Origin of the sequence: Paramagnetospirillum magnetotacticum MS-1 (genome assembly GCF_000829825.1) — a bacterium.
Taxonomy (GTDB): Bacteria; Pseudomonadota; Alphaproteobacteria; order Rhodospirillales; family Magnetospirillaceae; genus Phaeospirillum; species Phaeospirillum magnetotacticum.
Genome location: NZ_JXSL01000030.1, coordinates 1,108,119 through 1,121,582, shown reverse-complemented (window position 1 = coordinate 1,121,582; position 13,464 = coordinate 1,108,119). Strand labels below are relative to the sequence as shown.

At 63.8% G+C, this 13,464-nt stretch carries 15 protein-coding genes; 5 read left to right on the top strand and 10 right to left on the bottom strand.

Annotation, left to right across the window (positions count from 1 at the left end; translation table 11 throughout):
• Positions 1-52: 52 nt before the first annotated feature.
• The 5 genes from cysK to CCC_RS17815 all read left to right on the top strand — a co-directional run bounded on the left by cysK (position 53) and on the right by CCC_RS17815 (position 4,316).
• On the top strand, positions 53-1,012 hold the full coding sequence (cysK, locus tag CCC_RS17835; RefSeq protein ID WP_041042240.1) for a cysteine synthase A: 960 nt from the start codon (positions 53-55) through the stop codon (positions 1,010-1,012).
• A 77-nt stretch (positions 1,013-1,089) separates the two neighbouring features.
• Positions 1,090-1,890, top strand: a complete 801-nt coding sequence (locus tag CCC_RS17830; RefSeq protein WP_009870360.1) for a HesA/MoeB/ThiF family protein — start codon at positions 1,090-1,092, stop codon at positions 1,888-1,890.
• Positions 1,877-2,323, top strand: coding sequence for a DsrE/DsrF/DrsH-like family protein (locus CCC_RS17825; RefSeq protein WP_009870361.1), 447 nt, complete (start codon positions 1,877-1,879; stop codon positions 2,321-2,323). The genes CCC_RS17830 and CCC_RS17825 overlap by 14 nt, the downstream gene beginning before the upstream one ends.
• A 60-nt stretch (positions 2,324-2,383) precedes the next feature.
• Positions 2,384-3,730: an alkaline phosphatase family protein gene (locus CCC_RS17820; RefSeq protein WP_041042238.1), complete on the top strand. Its 1,347-nt coding sequence runs from the start codon at positions 2,384-2,386 to the stop codon at positions 3,728-3,730.
• Between the two features lie 100 nt (positions 3,731-3,830).
• Entirely contained in the window at positions 3,831-4,316 is a 486-nt protein-coding gene (locus tag CCC_RS17815) for a Spy/CpxP family protein refolding chaperone (protein WP_009870363.1), read from the top strand.
• 97 nt (positions 4,317-4,413) lie between these two features.
• On the opposite strand, the gene panC is transcribed toward CCC_RS17815, so the two are convergent.
• The 10 genes from panC to ccoO form a co-directional block, all read right to left on the bottom strand.
• A complete protein-coding gene (panC, locus tag CCC_RS17810) occupies positions 4,414-5,268 on the bottom strand; it encodes a pantoate--beta-alanine ligase (protein ID WP_009870364.1) in 855 nt (284 codons plus the stop codon).
• A complete protein-coding gene (gene panB / locus CCC_RS17805) occupies positions 5,265-6,089 on the bottom strand; it encodes a 3-methyl-2-oxobutanoate hydroxymethyltransferase (RefSeq protein ID WP_009870365.1) in 825 nt (274 codons plus the stop codon). The genes panC and panB overlap by 4 nt, the downstream gene beginning before the upstream one ends.
• A gap of 47 nt (positions 6,090-6,136) precedes the next feature.
• Positions 6,137-6,880, bottom strand: coding sequence for a helix-turn-helix domain-containing protein (locus CCC_RS17800; RefSeq protein ID WP_041042594.1), 744 nt, complete (start codon positions 6,878-6,880; stop codon positions 6,137-6,139).
• Positions 6,881-6,900: 20 nt separating this feature from the next.
• The gene (ccoS, locus tag CCC_RS17795) at positions 6,901-7,062 is read right to left on the bottom strand and encodes a cbb3-type cytochrome oxidase assembly protein CcoS (RefSeq protein WP_009870367.1); all 162 of its coding nucleotides are present in this window, start codon (positions 7,060-7,062) and stop codon (positions 6,901-6,903) included.
• Positions 7,062-9,371, bottom strand: a complete 2,310-nt coding sequence (locus CCC_RS17790; RefSeq protein WP_009870368.1) for a heavy metal translocating P-type ATPase metal-binding domain-containing protein — start codon at positions 9,369-9,371, stop codon at positions 7,062-7,064. Before CCC_RS17790 ends, ccoS begins: the two co-directional genes overlap by 1 nt.
• Before the next feature lie 35 nt (positions 9,372-9,406).
• Positions 9,407-9,895: a FixH family protein gene (locus CCC_RS17785; protein ID WP_009870369.1), complete on the bottom strand. Its 489-nt coding sequence runs from the start codon at positions 9,893-9,895 to the stop codon at positions 9,407-9,409.
• Complete coding sequence (ccoG, locus tag CCC_RS17780; RefSeq protein ID WP_009870370.1) at positions 9,896-11,353, bottom strand: cytochrome c oxidase accessory protein CcoG; 1,458 nt, start codon at positions 11,351-11,353, stop codon at positions 9,896-9,898.
• Between the two features lie 349 nt (positions 11,354-11,702).
• A complete protein-coding gene (gene ccoP / locus CCC_RS17775) occupies positions 11,703-12,563 on the bottom strand; it encodes a cytochrome-c oxidase, cbb3-type subunit III (protein WP_009870371.1) in 861 nt (286 codons plus the stop codon).
• A 2-nt stretch (positions 12,564-12,565) separates the two neighbouring features.
• Entirely contained in the window at positions 12,566-12,682 is a 117-nt protein-coding gene (locus CCC_RS22845) for a cbb3-type cytochrome oxidase subunit 3 (protein ID WP_407636045.1), read from the bottom strand.
• A 58-nt stretch (positions 12,683-12,740) separates the two neighbouring features.
• Positions 12,741-13,463 (bottom strand): cytochrome-c oxidase, cbb3-type subunit II, encoded by a 723-nt coding sequence (gene ccoO, locus CCC_RS17770; protein ID WP_009870372.1) that lies wholly within the window; start codon positions 13,461-13,463, stop codon positions 12,741-12,743.
• Between the last annotated feature and the right edge of the window lies 1 nt (position 13,464).

Genomic DNA, 13,464 nt, shown 5'->3' with positions numbered 1-13,464 from the left:
TGATACTATGTAGTTATGCGATGTACTACAAACTTTTTGTGGGGAATATGAGATGAGCGCTTCCACCCCCGCTTTCCGCGGCAAGATTTACGACAGCATCATCGACACGATCGGCGCCACGCCGTTGGTGCGCTTCAAGCGCCTGGCCGCTGAATCCGGTGCCAAGGCCGATATCCTGGGCAAGCTGGAATTCTTCAATCCGCTGGCCTCGGTCAAGGACCGCATCGGCTTTGCCATGATCGAGGCGGCCGAGCAGTCGGGCCAGTTGAAGCCGGGCGGCACCATCATTGAGCCGACCTCGGGCAATACCGGCATCGCCCTGGCCTTCGTGGCCGCCGCCAAGGGCTACAAGCTGATCCTCTGCATGCCCGAAAGCATGTCGCTGGAGCGCCGCAAGATGCTGCAGCTCCTGGGCGCCGAAATCGTGCTGACCCCGGCGTCCAAGGGCATGACCGGCGCGGTGCGCCAGGCGGAAGAGCTTCTGGCCTCCACGCCGGGCGCCATCATGCCGCAGCAGTTCAAGAATGCCGCCAACCCGGCCATCCACGAGCGCACCACCGCCGAGGAGATCTGGAACGACACCGACGGCAAGGTGGATATCATCGTCTCGGGCGTCGGCACCGGCGGCACCATTTCCGGCATCGGCCGCGTTCTGAAGGCCCGCAAGCCCGGCCTCAAGATGGTGGCCGTCGAGCCCGAGGACAGCCCCGTGCTTTCCGGCGGCGCCCCCGGCCCCCACAAGATCCAGGGCATCGGCGCGGGCTTCGTGCCCGACATCCTGGACCGTGGCGTGATCGACGAAATCCTGCAGATCGGCAACGAGACGGCGCTGTCCACGGCGCGCAAGGCCGCCAAGCTGGAAGGCGTTCCGGTGGGCATCTCCTCGGGTGCGGCCATCGCCGCCGCCCTGGAACTGGGCTCGCGTCCCGAGAATGCGGGCAAGGTGATCGTCGCCATTATCCCCAGCTTCGCCGAGCGCTATCTGTCGACTGCCCTGTTCGATCAGGTCTAGGGCTGGGGCGGTACCTTCTTGTATATTCGTCACCCCCGGATCATCTCCGGGGGTGACTTTTATTTAGGGACCACCTTATGGACTTCACCGAGGAGCAGATCCACCGATACGCCCGCCACATCATCCTGCCGGAGGTGGGCGGTATCGGACAGGCCAAGCTTCTCGGCTCCTCCGCCCTGGTGATCGGGGCGGGCGGTTTGGGCTCGCCGGTGATCCTCTATCTGGCCGCCGCCGGAGTGGGCACCATCGGGGTGATCGACGACGACGACGTGGAACTGTCCAACCTGCAGCGCCAGATTATCCACCGCACCTCTAACGTCGGAATGGCCAAGGTGGCCAGTGCGGCATCGGCCGTGGCTGACATCAATCCCGATGTGCGTGTGGTGCCCATCCGGGCGCGCCTCGACAAGGATAATGCGCGGGAAATCTTCCGCGACTTCCAGGTGGTGGCCGACGGCTCCGACAACTTCCCCACCCGCTTCCTGGTCAACGATGCGGCGCGGCTGGAGGGCAAGACCCTGGTCTCGGCGGCCATCCTTCGCTTTGACGGACAGCTTGCCACCTACAAGCCGGGGGGGCCCTGCTATCGCTGCATCTACCGCGAAGCCCCGCCCGAAGGCCATGTGCCCACCTGTTCCAGCGCCGGTGTCCTGGGCGCCATCGCTGGCACAATGGGGGCCATGCAGGCCACCGAGGTGATCAAGGAATTGCTGGGCATCGGCGAGTCGCTGGCGGGCAAGCTGGTGATCTACGACGCCTTGTCGGTGGCATGGCGCACGGTGCGGGTGCCGCGTGATCCGGGCTGCCCCTTATGCGGCGACCACCCCACCATCACCGATTTGTCGGCCCATGGGAGCACCAGTAATGTCTGCGGCTGAGCGCAATTCGCCTGACAAGCTGTCCATCGTGGTGTTTTCCGGCGATTTCGACCGTATCCACTACGCCCTGGTGATGGCGGCCGCGGCCATTGCGTCGAATACGCCCGTGACCTTGTTCTTCACCATGTGGGCGGGCCGCGCCCTGGAAAAGCCCCTTCCCGACTCCCAGCCCGCCTGGACGCGGCTCAAATGCTCGGATGGGCGCGCCGCCAAATGGGTCGACGACAGCTTCAAGGCCAAGGGTGTGGGCCGCTTCGAGGAATTGCTGGAAGCCTGCGTGGCGTTGGGCGTCACTTTCATGGTCTGCGAAATGGGTCTGAAGGCCCTGGGCATGGACCCCGACGGATTGCGCCCCGATGTGCCGGTGACCAAGGGCGGCGTGGTCACCTTCCTGGCCGATGCGTCCAAGACCGGAGCCATGCTGTTCATCTAACCGTCACGACCCTCCCCACGATCACGGGTTAGACTTCTGTCCTTACCGTAAGGGGGCGCCATGACCCGAGTGCTGCTTCTCGTCTTCGCCATCCTGGCCGCCGTTCCGGCCCAGGCGGCTTCCGGGGGCGTGGAGAAGATCAACCACATCGTGGTGATCTATCTGGAAAACCGCAGCTTCGACAACATGTTCGGACGCTTCCCCGGCGCCGATGGACTGGAGGCCGCCAAAGGCGCCCCTGTTCAGGTCGACAGAGAGGGCAAGCCCTATACCGTGCTCCCCCCCATTCTGGACGAAAAGACCAAACAGCCCGACCCGCGCTTTCCCGCCCAAATAGCCAACGCCCCGTTCGACATCGGGCCCCATGTGGGGCAGAGCGAAAAGCACAGGGATCTGGTCCACCGCTTCTACCAGAACATGGAACAGATCAATGGCGGCCGGAACGACAAATTCGCCGCCTGGTCCGATGCCGGTGGCCTGGTTATGGGCACTTACGACACCTCGAACACCCGGCTATGGGCACTGGCCCGCGAGTTCACCCTGGCCGACAATTTCTTTCAGGCGGCCTTCGGCGGTTCGTTCCTGAACCACTTCTGGCTGATCTGCGCCTGCACCCCGCAATATGAGGCGGCTCCGGCCTCCATCCGCGCCCAACTCGATGGCGACGGCCATCTGGTCAAAGACGGCGCGGTTACCCCCGACGGCTATCCGGTCAACACTATCTTCTCGTTCTATCCGCCCTATCCGCCTTCGGCCACCGATCTTGCCAAGCGCCTGCCGCCCCAAACCGCCCCCAATATCGGCGACCGGCTGAGCGGCAAGAATGTGTCATGGGCCTGGTATTCCGGCGGCTATGCTGCCGCCCTGGAAGGGCGCAACCAAGGCAACTTCCAGTACCATCACCAGCCCTTCGTCTATTTCGCCAGCACCGGCGAGGGAACCAAAGCCAAGGCCAGGCACCTGAAGGACGAGGCCCCTTTGTTCGAATCCGTCGCCGCGGGCAGACTGGAAAGCGTCGTCTTCTACAAGCCGGTGGGCGATGAGAACCAGCATCCCGGTTATGCCGATCTGGCCAGCGGCGATGCCAAGGCGGCCCGTCTGGTGGACGCCATCCGCGCCAGTGCCTTGTGGAAGGACACCGCCATCATCATCACCTATGACGAGAATGGCGGATTCTGGGACCATGTGGCCCCGCCCAAGGGGGACCGTTGGGGTCCCGGCACCCGCATCCCCGCCCTCATCATTTCGCCCTATGCAAAACGCGGCTTCGTCGATCACACCGTCTACGACACCACCTCGATCCTCAAGCTGATCGAGACCCGCTTCGGGCTGCCCCCCCTGGGCCGCCGCGATGCGGTAGCCAACGACCTGACCGCTGCCTTCGATTTCACCTCGGAGCGGCGGTAACGTTACCCTCTGTTACCAAGAGCCCGACCAAGCGACATTCTGGAGTTACCCGGCCCCTGTAGAACGGAGTCATTGCAATTCACCCGTTCACAGGTGCCCCATGAGCCGCATTACCATTCTGACCGCATCCGTCGCCATCGCACTTGGCCTTGCCGCCCTGGTGAACGTGGCGCGCGCCGCCGATCCCGCACCGCGTTCCACCGCCGTCGAGCGCATGAGCAGCCTGTGCGGCGACATGGACGCCCGTATGGCGGCCCATATGGCCTATACCGAAGCGAAGCTGAAGCTCTCCGAATCCCAGAAGACCGAGTTCAAGCAACTGACCGAGACCTTGAAGGAAGCATCCCTTCCCATGCGCAAGGTCTGTGACGACAAGACCGATCCGTCAAAGCTGTCCACCATGCCCGAGCGCATGGGCCGCATGCAGCAGGTCGCCGAGGCCCGCGCCGATGTCTTGCGCAAAATGGTCCCGGCCATGACCGCCTTCTACGCCTCGCTCAGCCTGGAACAGCAGAAGATCGCCGACGATCTGATGCCCGGAATGGGCGGCAGGAGCGGCCATGGCCCCATGACCATGCATCACTGAAGATCCGGTTTTCATGAAAAACCCCCCGAAGCCGCGGCTTCGGGGGGGTTCTGCTTGAGACCTGTCTAGGCATGCCTGGGGCGGATACTCCGCTTTCTCAGGGCTCCACCCCGATATTGTCGATCAGCCGGGTCTTGCCCAGGCGGGCGGCGGCAAGAATGCGAAGAGGGCGGTCCAGGAGATCGGCGGGCCCCAGGGTGGCGGCGTCGCGCACTTCGATGTAATCCACCGAATCGAACCCTGCCCTGAGCAGCCCCGAGGCGGCCATGGGGCAGAGATCCTCGGCCTTGGCCCCGGCCCTCAGGCCGTCGGCGATACCGGTCAAGGCCCGGATCAGCCAAGGGGCGATGGTGCGCTGTTCCGGCGACATATAGGCGTTGCGCGACGACATGGCGAGGCCGTCATCCTCGCGCAGCGTGGGCACGCCCTCGATGCGCACGGGAATGTCGAGATCGCGGGCAAAGCGGCGGATCACCGCCAGTTGCTGGTAGTCCTTCTCGCCGAACAACGCCACATCGGGTAGGCATTGCAGCAACAGCTTGGTCACCACCGTGGCCACACCGGCGAAGTGGCCGGGGCGCACCGCGCCGCACAGCCCTTCCGAGACGCCGCTCACCGAAACCGTGGTGGCGAAGCCTTCCGGGTACATTTCGGCCACATCGGGTGCGAACAGCAAATGGCATCCGGCCGAGGTCAGGGCGGCGGCGTCCAGTTCCTCCTGGCGGGGATAGCGGGCGAAATCCTCGTTGGGACCGAACTGAGTGGGATTGACGAAGACCGAGGCGACGACGCGGTCAGCCAGTTCCAGTCCGCGCCGGACCAGGGACAGATGCCCCTCGTGCAGCGCCCCCATGGTGGGAACCAGGGCGACCGAGAGTTTCTGGTCGCGCCAGCCGCCCATCTGGGCGCGCAAGGCCGCGACGCTACGGACGATGGTCACGGGCGCTTTCATTTCTTCGGCATTCCAAAGCAGTGCTCAGGGCCGGGAAAGCTGCGGGCCTTGACCTCGGCGGCATAGCGCTGGGCCGCCTCGGTGATGAGGGGCCGCAGATCGGCATAGCGCTTGACGAATTTAGGGGTGAAGTCGTCGAACAGCCCTACCAGATCGTCGATGACCAGCACCTGCCCGTCACAGGCGGGCGAGGCGCCGATGCCGATGGTGGGAATGCTGATTTCCGCCGACAGGGCGCGCGATACAGGCTCGACCGTGCCCTCCACCACCACGGCGAAAGCACCGGCCTCGGTGATGGCGCGGGCATCGTCGCGGATGGCCTCGGCCTCGGCTTCCAGGCGGCCCTGGGCACGGAAACCGCCCGCGGCATGCACAGCCTGGGGCTTGAGGCCGATATGGGCCAACACCGGAATGCCCCGATCCACCAGAAAGCGGATGGTCTCGGCCAGTTCGCGGCCACCTTCCAGCTTGACGGCGGCGCAGCCCGTTTCCGCCATCACCCGCGCGCAATTGCGGAAGGCCTGTTCCCGGCTCTCCTGGTAGGAGCCGAAGGGCATGTCCACCACCACGCAGGCCTTGGACGACGAGCGCACCACGGCGGCGCCGTGATTGATCATCATGTCGAGCGTGACGCCCAGCGTGGTCTCCATGCCGTAAACCACCATGCCGAGCGAATCGCCCACCAGCAAGATATCGCAGATGGGATCAAGCAGCCGGGCGATGGGGGCGGTATAAGCGGTCAGCACCACCAGCGGCTCGGCCCCCTTGCGGGCGCGGATGTCGCGCGTGGTGATGCGTTTGATCCTGACTTCGGTGCTCACCGGAGGGCCTCTTTCGCTTGGGGGCAGTGTAAAGGATAGGTGGGGGCTCAGCCGCCTTCGGCCAACTCGCGCAGCGCTTCCCAGTCATTGACGATGCAATGACCCGATGCTGGCAATCCGATGATGCCGTCGCGCTTGAGCTGAGTGAAGGTGCGGCTGACCGTTTCGATGGTCAGGCCGAGATAATCGGCGATGTCGGCACGGCTCATGGGCAGCGCCACCGGGCTGGGCGGCAAGCCCATCTGAATGGAACGCCGCGACAGCCGCAGCAGGAAGGTGGCGACCTTTTCCCGCGCCGTCTTGCGCCCCAGCAACAGCATCTGGTCCTGGGCCGAGACGAGATCCTTGACCGCCATGGTGAACATGCGGCGCTCGAGCCTCGGGATCTCGGCGATCAGGGAATCCAACTTGCGGTGGGTGAAGCGGCACAGATGGGTCGGTGTGATGGTCTCGGCGGTGTAGCAATAGCCGCCATCGATGCCTAAGCCGAACAGGTCGCCCGAAAACAGGAAGCCGATAATCTGGCGCCGTCCGTCGGGCATCAGCTTGTACAGCTTCACCGCCCCGGCGGAGATGGAATAAACGTGATCGACCTCGTCGCCTTCACGGAACACCGTGAAGCTGGCGGGCAGCGCCGCATGACATCGCACGGTGGCCAGACGCTTGACCTCGTCCGGGGAGAGATCGGCGCAAAAGGCGATCTCGCGCACGATGTCGCAGTTGCGGCACTGGGGCGAGCGCAAGTCGGCGATATGCGGTGTCTTTTGGGCGTCGAAGTCGAGGGGCGGCATGTTCAGGCTACCCATTCCCCTCAGGCCCCGGTCTTGGGCTGTTCGTCGTCATCGAAAAGAATGCGGTGCGCCGCCCCGTCCAGGTCATCGAACTGACCAGACTTCAAAGCCCACAGGAATCCGAGCAACCCCACGAAGCCCAAACCCAGGGCCACGGGAATCAGCATCAACAGATTGTCCACTAACCTCTCCGGCGCGAAAGACGCAGGGCGTTTCCAATTACTACCAGTGACGAGGTGGACATGGCAATCGCGGCGATGAGCGGCGTCACCAATCCGGCCACGGCCAGGGGCACGGTGAAGAGGTTATAGCCCAGCGCCAGTACGAAATTCTGCTTCACCAGAATGCGCGACAGGCGGGCCACCTCAAGGGTTTCAATGACCGGAGCCAGGCGTCCGCCCTGAAACACCACGTCGGCGGCGGTCTGGCTGACATCCACGGCCGAGGACGGCGACATGGAGACATGGGCGGCGGCCAGGGCCGGTGCATCGTTGAGACCGTCGCCGATCATCAGGACCTTGCGGCCCTGCTCCGCCAATTCGGCCAGACGGGTGCATTTGTCGCCCGGCGTGCATCCCGCCCGCCATTCGGTCAGACCCAAGGCCTCGGCCACTTTGGCGGCAGCCGCCGGGCGGTCGCCCGACAGCAGTTCCAGGGACAGCCCCATACGGCGCAGTTCGGCCACCACGGCAACGGCATCGGCGCGCAAGGCGTCGGAGAAGGAAAAGCGCACCGGCGCCCGACCCGGACGCGACAGCCACAATTCCGGGCCGTCCCCGGCAGCATCGTCAGCCACACCCACGAATTTGCGGCTGCCCAGGCGGATGCCTTGGGCCGGGACCTCTAGCCCCATGCCGGGCACTTCCAGCACGCCTTCGGCCAGTGGGGCGGTGGGGCAGGCCGCCGTGATGGCGCGGGCCAAGGGATGACGGGAGGCGGGCGTCAGACCGGCTGCCGCCGCCAGATCATCGCGGGTCCAGGCGCCGTCCTCGGTCAGGCTGGGCTTGCCCAGGGTCAGGGTGCCGGTCTTGTCGAACACCACCGTGTCCACATCGGCAAAGCGTTCCAGCGCGGTGGCCGATTTAACCAGCACACCCTGGCGCATGAGACGGCCCGAGGCGATGACCTGGACCACCGGAACGGCCAGGGCCAGGGCGCAGGGACAGGTGATGATCAGCACCGCCACGGCATAAAGCAAGGCTTCCTGCCAGGGCGTATTGGTGAAGACGGTCCAGCCGGTGAAGGTCAGCAGGGCGGCCACATGCACCACGGGGGCGTACCAGCGCGACACCCGGTCGGCCAGGGCGACATAACGGGCGCGGCCCTGTTCGGCCACCTCCATCATGCGCACGATCTCGGCCAGCAAGGTGCGCTCGCCCACCGCCGAGACTTCCAGGCGCAGTGGGGCCGACAGATTGATGGTCCCGGCGAAGACCTGGGCACCCACCGTAACCGGCACGGGCAAGCTCTCGCCGGTCAGCAGGCTGGTATCCACATCCGAGCGGCCGTCATAGATGCGGCCATCGACGCCGATTCGCTCGCCCGCAGTCACCAGAATCTTGGAGCCGGGCGCCACTTTATGCGGCGGCAGCATGCGCTGGCTGCCGTCGGGTTCCAGCACGGTGACCGCCACGGCGTCCAGCGCCAGCAGATGCTCCACCGTGGTCCGCGCCTTGCCCCGCGCCCTGGAATCCAGATAGCGGCCGATCAGCAGGAAGAACAGCAAGGTGATGGCCGAGTCGAAATAGGCGTATTCGCCGCTGTGAATGGTCTCCCACAGGCTCATCAAACTGGCGAGCGTCACACCGATGGTGATGGGCACATCCATATTGGTGCGCCCGGCCCGAAGCGCGGCAACGGCCGAGCGGGCGAAGGGCCGCACGCACCAGGCCACGGCGGGCAGGACGATCAGCGCGGAGATCCAGTGCATCAGGTCGCGGGTCGCCGGACCCATATAGGAAAAGTGCCCGGCCCAGACCGAGACCGACAGCAGCATGACGTTGCTGGCGGCAAAGCCGGCAATGGCCATGGCGCGCAGCAATTCCTTTTCCTGGCGCTGGGTTTCCAGACCCAATCGCTCGGGATCGAAAGGCACCAGGCGATAGCCCACGCCGATCACCGGGGCCAGAAGGGTGCCGGGCTCGGTCTCATCGGGCCGCCAGCGCACCACCAGGCGCCGGGTGGTCATGTTGACCCGCGCCCAGGTCACGCCCTTTTGCTTGTTCAGCAGGGATTCGATCAGCCAGATGCAGGCGCCGCAATGCAGCCCCTCGATCATCAGATGAAGGCCAGCCTCGCCCTTGGCCTCGTCGAAGCTGACATGGGCGGAAAAGTCGTGGTAGTTCCCGGCGTCATCGTCGGGACGCAGGGGCCGCGCCGCCGGATCGGTGCTTCGGCGGGCGTAATACTGTTCGAGCCCCAGGCCTTCGACCAGATGATAGGCGCCCTCACAGCCCCGGCAGCAGAACGCCCCGGCCAAATCGGCTGGCATGGGTCCCCCGCAATGGCGACAAAGCGCAGCCTCGGTCACGGCACCACGATACGGCGCAGGATCGAGTAGGGGATCTCCTTGCCAGTGGCCAGCAGGGTCAGATCCCAGACCCCGGCCAGGGGCAGTTCCTGATGGGTGGCATAGGTGCCGGGCCCCACGGGCGCAAGGCGCACCTCGCGGTCATGGCCCTTGGCGGTGGGACGCACGAACAGGGCCTTCACCTCCATGCCGTCGATGCCATGACCGGCGGCGTCCTTATAGGTGATGGTGATATGGGCGCCGTGATTGGCGGCGGGCTCCACCTGCACATCGACCGCCCAGTTCAGCGCTTCTTGCTTGCGGGCCATTTCCAGGGTCTGGTTGAAGGCCAGACCCTTTTCATAGGGCCGCTCGGTGGAGATGCCCGAGAAGGTGCTGTTGGCGAAATAGGCCATGGTGAGATTCACCATCAGCACCACCATGAAGCCGCCGACGAAGATATAGGGGTACCACCAGCCGGGCTTACGCTGTTCGGTCATGTCCATCTATCTCTCCGGGCTGGCGAACAGGGATTCGAGACGGTTGGAGCCACCCTTGGCCGTCTCGCGCAGGATAAAGTACAGTGGGGTGCGCTTGGCCTGCAACTTGTCTGCGGGGATGGTCACGAAGATGTTATAGGTGCCCACCGCATCGGGGTCCACCTTGAGGGTGGCCTTGCCGCCCGAGGCCGCGCCGCCGACAACGTCGAGGGACGCGCCGTCGATGCCCGACAGGCTCAGTTCAAACTCGCGGTTCTCACGCACCATGTTGAGGATCTTGACGGTATAGCCGTTGCGGATGGAACCGTTCGACAACTGGACGAAGAGCGGCGCGCGTTCGTGCAAGACATTGATATCGAACGTCTTGCGCGACGACAGACCGAAGATCATCAGCGCGCCGACAGCAGAAAGAATGGCCATATAGACGATGGTGCGCGGGCGGATCAGACGGATACGGGTCTTGTCACCCTTGGCGCGCGCTTCGAGATTGGCCGAAGAATCCCAGGTCACCAAGCCGCGCGGCAGCTTGTACTTGTCCATCATGGTGTCGCAGGCATCGATGCACAGCGCACAGCCGATACAGGCCATCTGGATGCCGTCGCGGATGTCGATGCCGGTGGGGCAGGCGGCGACGCACATCCTGCAGTCGATGCAGTGGCCGCGGCCCTCGAAGCTTTCACCCTTGCGGATGGGCTTCCTCGGTTCGCCGCGCCATTCCTCATAGGTGATGATCAGCGAATGTTCGTCGAACATGGCCGACTGGAAGCGCGAATAGGGGCACATATACAGGCAGACCTGCTCGCGGGCATAACCGGCCAGCAGGAAACAGCCGCCGCCGACCACGGCGATGGCGCCATAGACGGCGGTGCTTTCCCGACCGGCGAAAATGTCGCGCAGCATGGTGGGCGCATCGCCGAAATACAGGGTGAAGCCGATGCCGCAGGACGCGGCGATCACCAGCCAGACGGCGTTGATGATGGTCTTCTTGACCAGCTTGTCACCGCTCCACTTGGCGCGGTCGAGCGCCATGCGCTTGGCCCGATCGCCCACCACCAGACGTTCGACGAACATGAACAGGTCGGTATAGACCGTCTGGAAGCAGAAAAATCCGCACCAGATACGGCCCGCCAGCGAGCTCATGAAGAACAGGGCGATGGCCGCCATGAACAGCAGGCCGGTGATGTAGTAGACCTCCTGCGGCCAGATCTCCAGGAAGAAGAAGTAACCGCGCCGCCCGGCCATGTCGGCCAGAATGGCCTGGCTGGGTGCGTCGGGCCCGCGATCCCAGCGCAGGAAAGGCGCGATGTGATAGACCGCCAGCAAGACGACCATGGCCGCCCATTTCCAGTTCCTGAAAACGCCCTTCACCGTTCGCGGATGAATCATCACCGTCTCGGCATAGGCCGGGCCGTCGCCGTCACCGGCGGTTGTCTTCAGGGTCGGATCAATCTTCGGGGAGGCCATGATATGCAAACGCTCTACTGCGAAAGGGGCCAGACGGCGGGGTGAGGGGCGTGGTTCACGACCGCTCCCCCTGGTGCGGCCATTCTGATGTTTCCAGCATATTGGGAACTTCAGAATAGCCGCACGATTCAATTACTTAGCAGCCTGCTTATGCTCTTGATCCATGGCTTGGATTGCAAGGGCAGGTCACTACGCGGCTGTGATACTCCAAAATCGTCGAATCTAGAATGCTTGTTTTGTCACGCTTACCCTGCGTCTCCGCAGGTGGGTCGAACCGGGAGCCAGATATGCCGATGGGGTGCGCACCTGTTTCCAGGCACACACCCCATCAGTCCCCCCACTTACACTCTTACTTGCCGCCGCCCAGATTGTGGACGTAGACAGCCAGCATCTTGATGGTGCTGGCATCCAGGCGCTCGGACCAAGCGGGCATGGAGCCGTGCTTGGGCTTGGTCACCTGGGCGACAATGGCGTCCTTGGTCCCCTTGTACAACCAGATCTGGTTGTTCAGGGCAGGAGCACCCACCGCGGCCATACCCGAGCCATCCTCGGCGTGGCAAACGGCGCAGTTTTCAGCGTAGACGGTCTCGCCCGCCGAGCCCTTGGCCGGAGCCTTGGACGCCAGCGACAGCACGTAGTCGGCGACGGAAGAGATCTGCTCGGGCTTGAGCACACCGTCGACACCGAACTTCGGCATCTCGCTCTGACGCGAGTTGGCGTTGGCGTTACGGACACCGAACTTGATGGTCTGTTCGATGTCGGCCAGGGTACCGCCCCACAGCCATTCATCGTCGGCCAGGGTCGGATAGCCATAGGCACCGACGCCGCCGACACCGTGGCAAGCACCGCAGTTCTCGTTGAACGCGATCTTGCCGCCGGCCATGGCATAGCGCAGCAGGTCCTTGTCCTTTTCGATGACGGCCACGTCGGACGCCTCGATCTTGGACAGCCAGGCCGAACGGCTCTTCTTCTGAGCCGCCAGCTCGTTGTCGAGCTCACCGCGGGACGAATAGCCCAGCAAGCCCTTGGTGAAACCGTTGGCCAGCGGCCAAGCCGGGTAAGCCACCCAGTAGCCGACGGCCCACACGACGGTGGCCCAGAAAACGTAGACCCACCACTTCGGCAGAGGAGTATTCAACTCCTTGATGCCGTCCCACTCGTGACCGGTAGTGTTCTGACCGGACACCGAGTCCTTTTCAATGGTCGCCATTGTTAGCGCTCCTCATTGTCGTCCCTCAACGGGATGTTTCCGTAGTCTTCAAGCCGACTTTTGTTCTTCGGCCAGTAGGCATAGAAAACAACCCCGGTGAAGATCATCATCACCCACAAGACCCAGAAGGGCCGGAGTATATTGTCGACGAAAGCGACGAACAAACTCCGTACTCCTCTAGCGGCGGATTGCCTCGGGCTTCACGGTCGAGAAATCGACCATGGTACCCAGCACTTGCAGATAGGCGACCAAGGCGTCCATTTCGGTGACCTTGGCATTCCCGGTGGCCGAACCAATCTTGGCCTTGGGATAGCTGGCGGCAACGGCCGGCTTGGCAGCCGGATCCGCAAACACCTGCTCTTCCAGGTCCTTCTTGGCGTTGGCGATCTGCGCGTCCGTATAGGGCACGCCGACAACTCGCAGAGCCTTCATGTTGGCCTGGATGTCGGAGTAGTCCAGCGGACGAGCCAAGTGCCTATAGCCCGGCATGATGGATCCGGGGACCACGTCACGCGGGTTGGTGAGGTGACGGACCTGCCAATCGTCGGTGTACTTGCCACCCACGCGGGCCAGATCGGGACCGGTACGCTTCGAGCCCCACTGGAAGGGGTGATCGTACTTGGACTCGGCCGCGAGGCTGTAATGGCCATAGCGTTCGACCTCGTCCTTGAACGGACGGATCATCTGGCTGTGGCAGTTGTAGCAGCCTTCGCGGATATAGATGTCGCGGCCCTTCTGCTCCAGGGGAGAATAGGGACGGACGCCATCCACCTTCTCGATCGTCGATTCGATCGAGAACAGCGGCACGACTTCAACCAGGCCACCGACGACGATCGTGAGAAGGATGCCGACAGCCAGGAAGAAGATGTTGGTTTCGAGCTTTGCGTGATGCTTGAACATG

What these genes read in the sequence shown, in the direction of transcription:
- CCC_RS17815 (WP_009870363.1), top strand. Translation starts at nt 3,831, where the DNA reads ATGAGCCGCATTACCATTCTGACCGCATCCGTCGCCATCGCACTTGGC.
- ccoG (WP_009870370.1), bottom strand. Translation starts at nt 11,353, where the DNA reads ATGGCCTCCCCGAAGATTGATCCGACCCTGAAGACAACCGCCGGTGAC.
- CCC_RS17800 (WP_041042594.1), bottom strand. Translation starts at nt 6,880, where the DNA reads ATGCCGCCCCTCGACTTCGACGCCCAAAAGACACCGCATATCGCCGAC.
- panC (WP_009870364.1), bottom strand. Translation starts at nt 5,268, where the DNA reads ATGAAAGCGCCCGTGACCATCGTCCGTAGCGTCGCGGCCTTGCGCGCC.
- ccoO (WP_009870372.1), bottom strand. Translation starts at nt 13,463, where the DNA reads ATGTTCAAGCATCACGCAAAGCTCGAAACCAACATCTTCTTCCTGGCT.
- CCC_RS17825 (WP_009870361.1), top strand. Translation starts at nt 1,877, where the DNA reads ATGTCTGCGGCTGAGCGCAATTCGCCTGACAAGCTGTCCATCGTGGTG.
- CCC_RS17820 (WP_041042238.1), top strand. Translation starts at nt 2,384, where the DNA reads ATGACCCGAGTGCTGCTTCTCGTCTTCGCCATCCTGGCCGCCGTTCCG.
- CCC_RS17785 (WP_009870369.1), bottom strand. Translation starts at nt 9,895, where the DNA reads ATGGACATGACCGAACAGCGTAAGCCCGGCTGGTGGTACCCCTATATC.
- ccoP (WP_009870371.1), bottom strand. Translation starts at nt 12,563, where the DNA reads ATGGCGACCATTGAAAAGGACTCGGTGTCCGGTCAGAACACTACCGGT.
- cysK (WP_041042240.1), top strand. Translation starts at nt 53, where the DNA reads ATGAGCGCTTCCACCCCCGCTTTCCGCGGCAAGATTTACGACAGCATC.
- CCC_RS17830 (WP_009870360.1), top strand. Translation starts at nt 1,090, where the DNA reads ATGGACTTCACCGAGGAGCAGATCCACCGATACGCCCGCCACATCATC.
- CCC_RS17790 (WP_009870368.1), bottom strand. Translation starts at nt 9,371, where the DNA reads ATGCCAGCCGATTTGGCCGGGGCGTTCTGCTGCCGGGGCTGTGAGGGC.